Source organism: Priestia sp. VA7 (genome assembly GCF_055710015.1).
Map to the genome: position 1 here is coordinate 851,775 of NZ_JBVQPN010000002.1, position 13,675 is coordinate 865,449.

Below are 13,675 nucleotides of genomic sequence, written 5' to 3' on the forward strand. Positions count from 1 at the left end.
AAAAATTCAATATATTGTTGTAAAAAGAAGAAAGATAATTTATAATTTTCTTACAATTATAAATTATAAACATAAGAATAATTTATAATGAACTGACTAACAGTCAAGGAAGGAGGAGGAGTAAGACAAATGAAACTATATCTGTCGGTTGATATGGAAGGAATTACGGGACTCGTCGATCACACAAATGTTCTGCGGCAGAAAGAAAATTATGAAAGAAGCCGCAAAATAATGACGGATGAAGCAAATGCAGTAATTTATGCAGGATTTAGAGAACAGTGCTCAGAAGTTGTGGTAAATGACAGTCATTCGAGTATGAATAATCTCCTTGTTGAACGGCTTCATCCAGAAACTCAGCTTATTTCAGGAAGCGTAAAACCATATTCAATGGTACAGGGATTAGATCAGACTTTTGATGGTGCTATGTTTCTAGGATATCATGCTAAAGCATCCATGCCTGGTGTCATGTCTCATTCGATGATATTTGGTGCTCGCAATATGTACATAGACGATACGAATATTGGAGAGTTAGGCTTCAATGCATATGTCGCAGGCTATTACGGCGTGCCAGTTTTAATGGTAGTCGGTGATGACCAAACGGCGTTGGAAGCACAGCAGCTTATTCCAAACGTGACGACTGCTATCGTCAAACAGGCCATTTCACGTTCTGCAGCCAAAACATTAACCCCTAAGAAAGCAGAACAATTACTTCAAGAAAAAACAGCCGCAGCTATTCAACATAGACACCTTGTTAAACCTTTACTTCCACCTAAACATCCAACCTTACGAATAGAATTTGCAAATTACGGTCAAGCAGAGTGGGCGCACTTAATGCCGGGCACAGAAATTGAGCCTGGAACGACGACTGTTCGGTTTCAAGCAAAAGATATTTTAGAAGCTTATCAGGCCATGCTTGTTATGACTGAATTAGCGACGCGCACAACATTCTGTTAGAAGGTGGGATAAAGGTGAAAAGTTATATTTTGAAACGATTTTTATCCATGCTTGTTACGCTATGGGTAATTGTGACCTTAACCTTCTTTTTAATGCATTCGATTCCTGGATCTCCATTTAATGAAGAACGAGCGACAAGCGATGCAGTTCAAAAAAACCTGGAATCATTTTATCACTTAGATGAGCCGCTAGCTGTGCAATATATTCTTTATTTAAAGTCCATTGTTACCTTTGACTTTGGTCCTTCCATTAAACAGCCGTCTCAAACGGTTAACGACCTTTTAGGAAGAGGGTTTCCCGTTTCATTTGAACTTGGAATGGTGACGTTAATTCTTGCGGTGACTTCCGGTATTACACTAGGCATTATCGCTGCTCTTAGAAGGAATGGAATAATTGATTACGTGGCGATGAGCATAGCAGTTATCGGATTGTCGGTTCCAAATTTTGTTATGGCCACGTTGTTAATTCAACAGCTTTCTGTTAATTTGAAAATTTTACCTGCCGCTACGTGGACGAGCCCTTTACATATGATTCTTCCGACTCTAGCTCTTGCCACAGGTCCTATGGCTATTATTGCACGTTTGACTCGCTCAAGCATGATAGAAGTACTAACTCAAGATTATATTCGAACAGCGCGTGCAAAAGGGCTTTCACCAGTAAAAATTGTATTTAAGCATGCGCTTAGAAATGCTTTAATGCCCGTTATAACAGTTCTTGGAACGATTGCAGCCAGCGTATTAACCGGCACATTTGTTATTGAACAAATCTTTGCTATTCCTGGCATGGGAAAATATTTTGTGGACAGTATTAATACGAGAGACTACCCGGTAATTATGGGCACGACGGTCTTTTACAGTTCAATTCTCATCATTATGCTTTTTTTAGTAGACATTGCTTACGGAATACTTGATCCACGAATCAAACTGTATAAGAAGGAGGGATAACGTGCTGGAAAAACAGGAGTATAAGCAAATTCCTGATGAGTGGTTTGTGCCAAAGAAAAAGAAGAAATCTGAAGCTGAAGCAGTTGTAAGGCCGAGTCTTTCTTATTGGCATGATGCTTGGCGCAGGCTTGTAAAAAATAAGTTGGCCATGCTGGGTCTCTTTTTTTTAGTCATTCTCGTTGTGATGGCTATATTCGGTCCTATGTTTTCACCCTACAGTGTAACGAAAGCTTCTTTTACAGAGCAAAATCTTCCTCCTTCAGCTAGTCATTGGTTTGGAACGGATGACTTAGGCAGAGATATGTACACCCGGACATGGTACGGGGCTAGAATCTCTTTATTTGTAGGACTGATGGCAGCGCTTATTGATTTTATCATCGGTGTCATTTACGGGGGATTCTCAGGCTACAAAGGCGGAAAAACAGATAATGTCATGATGCGCGTAATTGAAATTTTATATGGTCTTCCTTATTTATTAGTGGTGATTTTACTAATGGTAGTCATGGGCCCCGGGCTTTCTACGATTATTGTGGCACTTTCCGTTACAGGTTGGATCGGGATGGCGAGAATTGTACGGGGGCAAGTATTGCAAATAAAAAACTATGAATACGTGCTTGCATCCAAAACGTTTGGAACAAAAACTAGTCGTATCATTAAGCGAAACCTGCTTCCAAATACGATGGGACCGATTATCGTTCAAATGACACTAACCGTACCAACTGCCATTTTTGCTGAAGCTTTTTTAAGCTTTTTAGGGCTGGGTGTACAGGCTCCTTATGCCAGCTGGGGAGTAATGGCAAACGATGGTTTATCAACGATTCTATCAGGCTATTGGTGGCGTTTGTTTTTTCCCGCTTTTTTTATTTCTCTTACCATGTTTGCTTTTAATGTCCTTGGAGACGGACTGCAAGATGCACTTGATCCGAAATTAAGGAGGTAAGCAAATGGAAAAAATGCTCCAAATCAAAAACTTACACGTACAGTTTTCAACTTACGGAGGGCGAGTTCAAGCTGTAAGAGGCGTTAGTTTTGATTTACATAAAGGAGAAACACTAGCGATTGTCGGAGAGTCAGGGTGCGGAAAAAGCGTAACATCTCAAAGTATTATGAGGTTAATTCCGACACCTCCGGGCAGGATCACAAGCGGATCTATTTTATTTAAAGGCCAGGATTTAACGAAACTATCAGAAAAAAAAATGCGAGACATTCGAGGCGCTGATATTTCGATGATTTTTCAGGATCCCATGACTGCGCTTAATCCAACTCTTCGCGTAGGTGAGCAAATTGCAGAAAATATTATGCAACATGAAAACATTTCAAAAGAAAAAGCCAAAGAAAAAGCATTTGAAACGCTGGAGCTAGTCGGAATTCCAAATCCTAAAGAACGCCTAAAGCAATATCCTCATGAATTTAGCGGGGGAATGAGACAGCGTATTGTCATTGCAATGGCTCTTGTATGCAATCCCGAAGTGCTAATTGCTGATGAACCTACCACAGCTCTTGACGTCACGATACAAGCGCAGATTTTAGAATTGTTTAAGGACATTCAGCAGAAAACGGATGTCTCTATTGTTTTAATTACTCATGATTTAGGTGTAGTTGCTCAGGTAGCTGACCGTGTTGCCGTAATGTATGCAGGAAAGATTGTAGAGATTGGAACAAGAAGAGACATCTTTTATACGCCGCAGCATCCGTATACAAAAGGATTGCTGCGTTCAGTTCCTCGGTTAGATTTATACGAAAGTGAACTTGTGCCTATTGCAGGATCACCTCCCGATTTATTTGCACCTCCATCCGGATGTTCGTTCGCACCTCGCTGTCCTTACGTAATGGAAGTATGTGACCGCATGTATCCTGCGTCGACAAAGCTGAAAGAAAGTCACCAAGTGCACTGCTGGCTTCAAGATGAGAGAGCCCAAAAATTTGTAACAACTATAAGCTAGATTTATAGATGAATAGAGAACTTATGAAAGAGGGGGAAATGATGAAAAAAATAGGGTCTTTACTAATGATGTGTGTACTTATATTTGCACTTGCTGCCTGTACGGCCACAAAAGATTCAGGCGCGGAGCCAGAAAAGAAAAGCAGTACAGAAAAAGAAGACGGTAAGGTCCTTTATATGAATAATGGCGCAGAACCTACGTCTTTTGATCCACCTATTGGATTTGATTCATATTCATGGAATATGCTTAATAACTTAATGGAAGGGCTGACTCGTTTAGGAAAAAGCGATGAGCCTGAAGGAGCAATGGCCGAGAAATGGGATATCTCTGAGGACAAAAAGGTCTATACGTTTCATTTACGAAAAGATGCTAAATGGTCAAATGGAGATGACGTGAAAGCAAGTGATTTCGTATTTGCTTGGAAGAGGCTTTTAGATCCTAAGACGGGTTCACCAGCGGCATTTTTAGGTTATTTCATCCAAGGTGGAGAAGAATTTAATACGGGTAAAGGTAGTGCTGATCAAGTAGGGGTAAAAGCGCTAGATGACAAAACCTTTGAAGTTACGCTTAAAAGCCCTCAAGCCTATTTCTTAAGCGTAGTTTCCAATCCAGCGTTCTTCCCAATTAATGAAAAAGTAGCAACAAAAAATCCGAAATGGTTTGCAGAAGCAGATTCGTTTGTTGCGAATGGTCCCTTCAAATTAACTCAATGGAAGCATAACAGTAATCTAGTCATGGAAAGAAACGATCAATATTGGGATGCTGAAAATGTAAAGCTCGACAAGGTAAAATGGGCAATTGTTGAAAATACAAACACAGAATATCAAATGTATCAAAATGGAGAACTAGATGTTTCTGAAATTCCATCGGACTTAAGTGAAAAGCTGCTGAAAGATGGAGATGTTCATATCGAAGACCAAGCGGGAACTTACTTCTATCGCTTTAATTTAGATAAAGAGCCCTTTCAAAACAAAAATATCCGTAAAGCATTTGCAATGGCTGTAGATCAAGATCAAATTGTTAATTTTGTTACAAAGAATAAAGAAAAACCAGCTCGTGGGTTCGTATCTTACGGATTTAAAGATGCAGATGGAAAGGATTTCCGTAAAACGGGCGGCGATTTATTAAAAACAGATGGCAAAGAAGCAAAAGCACTTCTGAAAAAAGGAATGAAAGAAGAAGGATATAAAAAGCTGCCAGCTATTACGCTAACATACAGTACAGACGATACGCATAAAAAAATAGCAGAAGCACTGCAGCAAATGTTCAAAGAAAATCTAGGCGTAGATGTGAAGCTTGCCAATATGGAATGGAATGTTTTCCAAGAAGAACAAAAAGCGTTAAAGTTTCAGCTGTCACGAAGTTCATTTTTAGCTGATTATGCAGATCCAATTAACTTTTTAGAGAGCTTCCAGACGGGTCATTCAATGAACCGTACAGCTTGGAGCAATAAAGAATATGATGAGTTAATTAAACAAGCTATGAACGAAACTGATAATAAAAAACGTTTTGAGCTTATGTATAAAGCAGAAGGTATTTTATTTGATGAGATGCCGATCATTCCTATCCATTTCTACAACTATGTGTTTTTAATCAAAGATAACGTATCTGGAATTGTTCGTCATCCTGTTGGCTATTTAGATTTGAAGTGGGCAGATAAACAGTAAAGTGGAACTTTTCGTCAGAGGGGATTTCAATTCCCTTCTGACCCAAGTTTCACTTTCTTCATTTCTTTACACAAAAGGAGTGTGACAGATGATAAAACCAAAACCATTACAAAAAGGTGATACAGTAGCTGTTATTGCGCCTGCTAGTCCGCCTAATCAGCAAAATCTAAAAAAAGGAATAGAATATTTAAAGGGAATAGGATTAAACGTAGTAACAGGCGCACATTTATATAAAAAAAACGGGTACTTGGCAGGGACTGATGAACAGAGAGCAGCCGATATACATGCGATGTTTGCCAATAAGGAAGTAAAGGCAATTATTTGTGCATGCGGAGGGTACGGGACTGCTAGGCTTGCCTCGCAATTAAACTACGATTTAATCAAGCGAAACCCAAAGATTTTTTGGGGATATAGCGATATTACGTTTTTACATACGGCTATTCATCAGCGCACAGATTTGGTTACCTTTCACGGGCCAATGCTTTCGTCGGATATCGGAAAAGAAGATGTTCATATAGAGACGAAGCAAGCTTTTTATCAATTATTTTCTCACCGTTCTTTTTGCTATACGGATCAAATTAGTTCGCTCGACACTATTTGTGAAGGAGAAGCAACTGGTCAGCTGATAGGAGGAAATCTTACTTTGCTGGTAAGCACGCTTGGTACACCATTTGAACTAGATACGAAAAATAAAATTTTATTTATTGAAGATATTGATGAAGAGCCGTATGAAATTGACCGCATGATGACACAGCTGTATATGGCCAATAAACTGCAGGATGCAGCGGGAATTATTATCGGAGATTTTCATAACTGCTATCCTAAAAAACGTACAGAGTCGCTTTCATTGGAAGAGGCATTAACAAGTTACCTAACTTCTTTAAAAAAGCCCGTTATGAGAGGGTTTCGCATCGGACATTGCTCTCCTCAAACAGCTGTGGCGATTGGAAGTTATGCCACGATGTCGACGTATGAACGAATGGTGGAATTTGAATCCGGTATTACATTACCAAAAGATAAAGTCGAACGCTGAAGGTTAAACCTGCGGGGAGGAGAAATAAGTGATGGATAAAAAAACGTATTACGTTTGTGTGGCTGTGGCGACTGTGTGGACTTCCTATGACTCTTGCAGAGAAATAGATGACAATGCAACAAGTGTCCCAGTAAAACTAGATAAATGGCTAGAACAATTAACGTATACACGTCGGTTGGAGCTTTGTGAGAAAAATTTAGTTCAAACGCAGCTGTTACTAGGAGAAGAAGTATACGTAACGGAACGGAAAGGTAAATGGGCAAAAATCGTTATTCCTTCTCAGTTTTCTTCTAAAGATGAAAGAGGATATCCCGGGTGGGTTCCTTCCCACCAACTGATTTCCCAAGCTGAATATTCTCCATTGAATAAACCAACGGCAGTGGTAACAGCAGCGATTGCGACACTGCAGCTAGCGGAAGAAGCCTTACAAATTAGTTATCAAACGCAGCTGCCTCTTTTAAAAGAAGATAAAGAATGGCTAGAGGTTCAAACGCCGGTTGGCAGTGGGAAAATAAAACGTCAAGATGCTGTTGTAATAGAGGATAGAAACCGTAAAGCAACAAAAGGAACTGGAGATATGATTATTGCAGCAGGAGAACAGTTTTTGAATCTTCCATATTTATGGGGTGGCATGAGTGCTTGGGGATATGATTGTTCCGGGTTTGCCTATGCTACTCATAAAGCAAACGGCTATCTTATTCCAAGAGATGCCACCGATCAAGCAAGGCGAGGCAAAGAAGTAGGATTAGACTCTATTCAACCTGGAGATTTATTGTTTTTCGCTCATGAAAAAGGTGAAGGTTCTATCCACCATGTTGGTATTTGGTATGGTAACGGAAAAATGCTTCATTCACCTAAAACGGGTAAAACCGTCGAACTCATTGAATTAAAAGGAACGCTTTATGAAGAAGAGCTGTGCGCAGCCCGGCGCTATTATTAGGAGGTGGCAGTTATGACAACAAAGCATTTGTTAGAAGTAAAGCAGCTGAGCAAGTATTTTTCGATTACGAATAAGCAGGTTTTAAAAGCAGTAGACGGCGTGTCTTTTCATATTTCAAAAGGAGAAACCTTTGGACTTGTTGGTGAATCCGGCTGCGGAAAATCAACTGCCGGGCGAACAATCATTGGGTTGTATAACCGTACATCGGGAGAGGTGCTTTATAAAGGAAAAAACGTGCATGAGCTATCAGAGAAAGAGAAATTTGCTTTTCATCGTAATATGCAAATGATTTTTCAAGATCCATATGCTTCACTAAACCCTCGTTCTACCGTAAAGGAGATTATCTCAGAACCAATGGAGGTTCACGGACTTTATTCGAATAAAAAAGAAATGCTGAACCGGGTGTATGAGCTGCTAGAAGACGTAGGGCTAAATCGTGATCATGCCAATCGCTATCCTCATGAGTTCAGCGGCGGGCAGCGCCAGCGCATAGGAATTGCGAGAGCTTTAGCGTTAAATCCAGAATGCATTATTGCAGACGAACCTATTTCTGCTTTAGATGTATCTGTACAGGCTCAAGTAGTTAATTTATTAAAGAAACTCCAAAAAGAAAAAGGATTAACTTATTTATTTATTGCACATGACTTGTCGATGGTAAAGCATATAAGCAGTCGTATTGGAGTTATGTATTTAGGGCATTTAGTAGAATTAACAACAAGTGCGGAGCTGTATCAAAAACCGCTTCACCCTTACACTCAAGCTCTACTGTCAGCTATTCCTATTCCTGATCCTGACGTTGAGGATAATCGGAAGCGAATTGTTCTTAAAGGAGAATTGCCAAGTCCAATGAATCCGCCCTCGGGCTGCGTGTTTAATACGCGCTGTCCTCTTGCAGTAGCAGCCTGTAAGACTCAAAAGCCAGAGTGGCAGGAAGTTGAAGACAATCACTTTGTAGCCTGTCACTTATATAATCAAAAGATAATGAGTAACAACTATATTGAAACAGCTGCGACAAAATGATGGAAAAAGCGAGAATGAAAATCGAAGATGCAGTTACTACGTGGAAGCGGAGTAATAATGGACTTATACGTATTCATATTGAAGGAAAAGAATCCATACGGATTAATTCTTTTATCCAACAACGAGCAGCAAGTACAATCAAACTGCTGCTTACAATAGAAGCGTTTCGTCAAATTGATGCGGGCATCTTGGCTTTAACATCTGTCATTCAAAGAATGGAAAAAAACACGGTTGGCGGAGCAGGCGTACTTAAAGCTCTTCCGCAGTTAACACATATTAAAGTGGAAGAGCTGCTTACCCTTATGATAATTGTTTCTGACAACACAGCTACAAATGAGCTCATTTCTTTAGTAGGATTTGAAAAAATTAACGAATGTGCTAAAAATCTAGGATTAAAGAAAACCGTTTTAAACCGCTATATGATGGACGAAATCGCTGTTGAAAAAGGGATTGATAATTATACGTGTGCCTCTGATGTAGTAAAGTGTCTAAGGGAAATATATGAAGGAAACCTTTTGCAAAAATCTAGTCGCGAAAAAATAATGAGAATGTTAGAAATGCAGCAGTTTCAGCATAAGCTTCCAGCACGTATAGGATCAGCGTTTCAAGCTGCGAATAAGACTGGAGAACTACAGGGAGCAGAACATGATAGTGCTATTCTCATGCGAGGTAACGAAACGTATTATGCCGTTGTTTTGATAGATGGACTAAGTGACAATGAACAGGGAAGGAGATTAATTGCTGATATTGGATATCTTCTGTCATCTAACATCTAAAAATCTTTTGACCATATACTTCAATAAGCGGGATTGGTTTGCTCCCTTTTATTTAATGTCTTCTATCAAAGAAAAACGCACATTTACTAATAATAAATGCTTGTCTTCTCAGATTTTGGCGAGACCGTTGTTTACTGCGCTGGATTTGTGCTAGTAATAGATAAACATGTTCTTTTTCATAAAATTTTATGAAAAAATAATGATAAATCATTCATCCTATACCAACTTATTCATATTTTTTATATAATAGAATAATAGTATATATTTTAAACGAATAGTGAATGTCTATGCAAAGCAGCAAGGAGCATGAAATTATTCGATTCATAGATGGTGGTGTATGTATGGCAAACGAACATGTAATGATAGATATTATAAAAGCATTTAAACGCAATTCAACTGAATCCATTGCCATGGATTTAATTAAGGAAGTGCGAGGGACATTTAGTCCATTACCTAAATATATAGCGGATTTAATTGATGAGCTGAGAAAATTAAATTTAAAAGACGAAGTGATCAGTGTAATCTTGTATCAATCTGTATATGTGGCAGATCATCAATTTAATATTAAAGATACCATTACCAATCGTCAGTTTGTAAAAGATACGATTGAAATGGGCAGAAGATGGGTGCATCAGTACGGCCGAATTGAAACAGTAGAAGAAGCAATTCATATTGCAGAGCAAGTGTCTACAAAAGAGGACTTGCCTCATCATTTGCAAACAGCAACAATTGACGAAAAAATTACGCTTGAGGTGCAGCTTGATCATCAAACGTATGAAATGTTAAAAAATATAGCGGTTTATTATGATCATCATTCCTATGAACAGTCAATGACTGTAGCAATTAATCGTTTATATACGCAGCTGCGCGATGCACAATCAAAAAATAGTTAAATGTCAAATCTCACATGTTTCGTGCACCATGTGAGATTTTTTAAGATGTGAAAGAGGCGCAGATGAAAATGTCTTGCTCCATCATTCATCAAAAGGAGGAGAACATAGATGAGGATATATTTATCTCCTCTTCAAAAAAAAGATGCTTCTAAAGTTTTTGAATATTGGTCGGATGAAGAGGTTACTAGATATATGAATATTGAGCCCTTTACGACGCTTTATCAAGCGGAAAGCATGATTGCACTTCTCCAAAGTTTGACGAAAGAAGGGAAAGCAACACGCTATGCTATTCGATTAAAGACTTCCGATGAGATCATTGGAACCTGCGGTCTAAACCGTATTGATTATGTTAAAAAGCAAGCAGAGATTGGGTATGATTTAGGCAGACCTTTTTGGAAAAAGGGCCTCATGACAGAAGCGCTCTGCCTTTTGCTAGAAAAAGCTTTTGAAGAGTTTCATATACAAGAAATTGAAGCAAAAGTTGATCCTAATAATAAAGATTCAATTACTCTTTTAAAAAAATTTTCGTTTCAACTAGAAGAGGCGTATGAGTCAGATGATTGTACTTGTTTATACACCGTCAACAAGGAAAAAGTGAGCGTGATATTGTCAGGACGTTCAAAAGGTAAGAAGTAAATCGAGCATAAGTTCTTTTGAAATAGTAAATATTTTTAGGCCTTAACCGATAACAAAGAAAAGAACGAATTGAAGGAAGGTCATGAATGAATCATCATACACATTTACTAGAAGGGACGTACAATGAGTTACTCGTTACACTCTCTTTCCTTATCGCTATTACTGCGGCGTACGCTTCTTTTGGGTTAGCTAATCGTGTGAAAATTTCCCAGGCAAAATTTATTCAGTTTTGGTTAATCAGCGGGGCATTTACATTGGGGATAGGCATTTGGTCAATGCATTTTATCGCCATGCTTGCTTTTCACCTGCCCGTAGATGTTTCATATAATTTATGGTTTGTTCTTCTCTCAATCTTGGGAGCGATAACGGGATGTTATATAGGCCTCTACCTCATTCACAAACAAAAGAAAAGTATAAAAGCACTTATCACTGCAGGGAGCTTTATGGGAGCGGGAATTGTTTTTATGCACTATTTGGGCATGATGGCTATGGAGCCAATTATGATTTCATATGATTCATTTATCGTTTTTCTCTCTATTCTTATTGCTGTTGCTGCTTCTAATACAGCTTTGTGGCTTGGTTTTTATTCAAAGCTAAATGAAGGGAAGCTTACCGTTTTTGCTAAGGTTATTTGTTCTACTATTATGGGCATTGCTATTGCAGGTATGCACTATACGGGCATGCAGGCAGCTTCTTTTTCAGGAATGTCAATGGCTGAACACTCAAACGGTTTTGCCTTAAATCCAATATATTTATCCGTCGTTATTGTTTTTTTTATTGTCTGCCTATTTACGGCTGTGTTTTTAACCATTTTTATGGATCGACGCGTACAAAAACAAGAAGTTTTAAAATGGGCTTTTTTTGAATCCGCTTTAGATGCTATTTTGGTGATCGATGAAAAAAGACATGTTTTATCGCTCAATTATGCAGCGGAAACGCTTTTCTCTCTTAAAGCATCAGATGTAATCGGGAGTAATGTTGTTAAGCTGCTGCCCTTCTATGAGTCTTCTTCTCTACAAGATGGACGAACTGAGCACTCCCTTTTGATAAGTAATAGAGAAGTTACGGTTGAGATAACGGTGATGGCGGTAGGAATTGAAGAGACGGTTGAGTATATGCTGTATATCCGCAATATGACGCAAGAGCGCGAAGCGGAAAAAACGTTGATTGAAGCAAAAAATCGCTATGAAAACTTGTTTTACTCCTCTCCATTGGCAATTATGGTCCATCGAGAAGAAGAGGTCGTGTCTGTGAATGATGCTATGATTCAGCTTTTAGGAGTAACGGAAGACCAGCTCGTTGGTAAATCGTTATATGATTTCTTTTCATCTGAACAAGTTCCTGATATTAAAAAAGGATTGAAGGCAGTAAAGGATAGAAAAGATGAGCCAAGATCTCCATTAGCTCAGTTGAAAATGTTTAATGCGTTAGGTAAGGAACTCTTCTTAGAAGTAAAATCTACGCTCATTCAAATTAATGGAGAGACGCTTTTTCAGACAGTAACTAGAGATGTAACGGAACAGAAAAAAGCTCAAGAATCGCTTCAATATATGGCTTTTCACGATATGCTAACAGATTTACCAAATCGAAGTATGTTTTCAAGCATTGTAGAGAAATCCATTGATTCAGCAGCTGCTTCAGGAAAAAAGCTTCATTTCTTATTTTTAGACCTAGATCGTTTCAAACAGGTAAATGACACGCTTGGTCATCATGCTGGAGATCAGCTTATGCTTCAGGTTGTTGATCGAATGAAGAGCTGCATAAGAAACCAAGATGTGCTTTCGCGTTTTGGAGGAGATGAGTTTTTAGTTTTACTGCATGATAGGACTGATGAAGAAGTGAAAAAAATCTGTCAATCATTAAATGAATGCTTATCCACTCCTTTTGTAGTGCTATCGAGAGATGTTTATTTAGGGGTAAGCATCGGAGTTAGTTTATTTCCTAAAGATGGAAAAATGCTTGAAGTGCTAGTTCGCCATGCTGATTTAGCGATGTACGAAGTCAAAAAACAAGGGCGTAATCATTATCTGTTTTATCAAAAAGAAATGCAGGTTCATACTACGCGACGAATGAGAATTGAAGATGGGTTACGCAAGGCTTTTGAGCTGGGCGAAATGGAGCTTCACTATCAGCCGAAAGTCAATATTCAAAGTGGCCATATTGTTGGGGTGGAAGCTTTAATCCGGTGGACTCATGCCGAGATGGGCGTCATTTCTCCAGCAGAATTTATTCCGATTGCTGAAGAAACAGGCGTTATTGTTACACTGACGAAATGGGTATTAAAAAAAGCGTGCCATCAAAATAAGTATTGGCAGCTTCAAGGACTTCCTCCCTTAAAAATGAGTGTGAACATATCAAGTGTGGATTTTGGGACAACTGATTTTGTTGATTATGTGTTAGGTGTCTTGCGTGAAGTAGAGTTAGAATCACGATATTTAGAACTTGAAATTACAGAAAGTGTAACGATGAAGCATGTTGAGCAAACAATCGAAAAGCTACAAATCTTAAAAGATGCAGGAGTATTTATTTCGATTGATGATTTTGGCTCAGGATACTCCTCGTTCAGCTATATTCAGAAGCTGCCTATTCATACGCTGAAAATTGACCGGTCTTTTATTAAAGATTTAGATCCTAATACAACGGAAGTATCGATTGTCAGAGCCATTATTACACTAGCCAAAAGTTTGCAGCTATCCGTCGTAGCAGAAGGTGTAGAAGAAGTTGAACAAGTAGAACTTCTTCATAAAGAAAAATGTGATGAAGTGCAGGGATACTATTTCTCCAAACCGATTTCAGCGGAGGAATTTTATGAGAAATTTCATAAAATCGAAGAAAAAATGGAATTTGTTCATTAATGTAAAAAGCCGTT

Annotated in this window: 12 protein-coding genes; all 12 read left to right on the plus strand. The window is 38.7% G+C overall.

The window, feature by feature from the left end; genetic code table 11:
• The first annotated feature begins 129 nt into the window (after positions 1–129).
• The 12 genes from AC0C45_RS10855 to AC0C45_RS10910 all read left to right on the plus strand — a co-directional run bounded on the left by AC0C45_RS10855 (position 130) and on the right by AC0C45_RS10910 (position 13,661).
• On the plus strand, positions 130–954 hold the full coding sequence (locus tag AC0C45_RS10855; protein ID WP_047930914.1) for a M55 family metallopeptidase: 825 nt from the start codon (positions 130–132) through the stop codon (positions 952–954).
• A 14-nt stretch (positions 955–968) separates the two neighbouring features.
• On the plus strand, positions 969–1,898 hold the full coding sequence (locus tag AC0C45_RS10860; RefSeq protein WP_152669661.1) for an ABC transporter permease: 930 nt from the start codon (positions 969–971) through the stop codon (positions 1,896–1,898).
• Complete coding sequence (locus AC0C45_RS10865) at positions 1,882–2,838, plus strand: ABC transporter permease (RefSeq protein ID WP_170959573.1); 957 nt, start codon at positions 1,882–1,884, stop codon at positions 2,836–2,838. Before AC0C45_RS10860 ends, AC0C45_RS10865 begins: the two co-directional genes overlap by 17 nt.
• Positions 2,839–2,842: 4 nt before the next feature.
• On the plus strand, positions 2,843–3,841 hold the full coding sequence (locus tag AC0C45_RS10870; RefSeq protein WP_034653340.1) for an ABC transporter ATP-binding protein: 999 nt from the start codon (positions 2,843–2,845) through the stop codon (positions 3,839–3,841).
• 23 nt (positions 3,842–3,864) lie between these two features.
• Positions 3,865–5,508 (plus strand): peptide ABC transporter substrate-binding protein, encoded by a 1,644-nt coding sequence (locus AC0C45_RS10875; RefSeq protein WP_047930913.1) that lies wholly within the window; start codon positions 3,865–3,867, stop codon positions 5,506–5,508.
• A gap of 88 nt (positions 5,509–5,596) precedes the next feature.
• Positions 5,597–6,541, plus strand: coding sequence for a S66 peptidase family protein (locus AC0C45_RS10880; RefSeq protein WP_047930912.1), 945 nt, complete (start codon positions 5,597–5,599; stop codon positions 6,539–6,541).
• A gap of 31 nt (positions 6,542–6,572) precedes the next feature.
• Positions 6,573–7,481 carry a C40 family peptidase gene (locus AC0C45_RS10885; protein ID WP_237893731.1) on the plus strand — a complete coding sequence of 303 codons (909 nt, stop codon included), beginning with the start codon at positions 6,573–6,575 and terminating at the stop codon, positions 7,479–7,481.
• 12 nt (positions 7,482–7,493) lie between these two features.
• Positions 7,494–8,501, plus strand: coding sequence for an ABC transporter ATP-binding protein (locus AC0C45_RS10890; protein ID WP_016763512.1), 1,008 nt, complete (start codon positions 7,494–7,496; stop codon positions 8,499–8,501).
• Between the two features lie 14 nt (positions 8,502–8,515).
• Positions 8,516–9,277, plus strand: coding sequence for a serine hydrolase (locus tag AC0C45_RS10895; RefSeq protein ID WP_233335082.1), 762 nt, complete (start codon positions 8,516–8,518; stop codon positions 9,275–9,277).
• A gap of 341 nt (positions 9,278–9,618) precedes the next feature.
• Entirely contained in the window at positions 9,619–10,170 is a 552-nt protein-coding gene (locus AC0C45_RS10900; RefSeq protein WP_013056190.1) for a hypothetical protein, read from the plus strand.
• 108 nt (positions 10,171–10,278) lie between these two features.
• The gene (locus tag AC0C45_RS10905) at positions 10,279–10,806 is read left to right on the plus strand and encodes a GNAT family N-acetyltransferase (RefSeq protein ID WP_034653330.1); all 528 of its coding nucleotides are present in this window, start codon (positions 10,279–10,281) and stop codon (positions 10,804–10,806) included.
• 86 nt (positions 10,807–10,892) lie between these two features.
• Entirely contained in the window at positions 10,893–13,661 is a 2,769-nt protein-coding gene (locus tag AC0C45_RS10910; RefSeq protein WP_237893734.1) for a bifunctional diguanylate cyclase/phosphodiesterase, read from the plus strand.
• The last annotated feature ends 14 nt before the right edge of the window (positions 13,662–13,675 follow it).

Bases quoted from the DNA above. Each gene is read 5' to 3' on its own strand.
- AC0C45_RS10895 (WP_233335082.1), top strand. From the start codon at position 8,516: ATGAAAATCGAAGATGCAGTTACTACGTGGAAGCGGAGTAATAATGGA.
- AC0C45_RS10885 (WP_237893731.1), top strand. From the start codon at position 6,573: ATGGATAAAAAAACGTATTACGTTTGTGTGGCTGTGGCGACTGTGTGG.
- AC0C45_RS10910 (WP_237893734.1), top strand. From the start codon at position 10,893: ATGAATCATCATACACATTTACTAGAAGGGACGTACAATGAGTTACTC.
- AC0C45_RS10855 (WP_047930914.1), top strand. From the start codon at position 130: ATGAAACTATATCTGTCGGTTGATATGGAAGGAATTACGGGACTCGTC.
- AC0C45_RS10875 (WP_047930913.1), top strand. From the start codon at position 3,865: ATGAAAGAGGGGGAAATGATGAAAAAAATAGGGTCTTTACTAATGATG.
- AC0C45_RS10900 (WP_013056190.1), top strand. From the start codon at position 9,619: ATGGCAAACGAACATGTAATGATAGATATTATAAAAGCATTTAAACGC.
- AC0C45_RS10890 (WP_016763512.1), top strand. From the start codon at position 7,494: ATGACAACAAAGCATTTGTTAGAAGTAAAGCAGCTGAGCAAGTATTTT.
- AC0C45_RS10905 (WP_034653330.1), top strand. From the start codon at position 10,279: ATGAGGATATATTTATCTCCTCTTCAAAAAAAAGATGCTTCTAAAGTT.
- AC0C45_RS10870 (WP_034653340.1), top strand. From the start codon at position 2,843: ATGGAAAAAATGCTCCAAATCAAAAACTTACACGTACAGTTTTCAACT.
- AC0C45_RS10880 (WP_047930912.1), top strand. From the start codon at position 5,597: ATGATAAAACCAAAACCATTACAAAAAGGTGATACAGTAGCTGTTATT.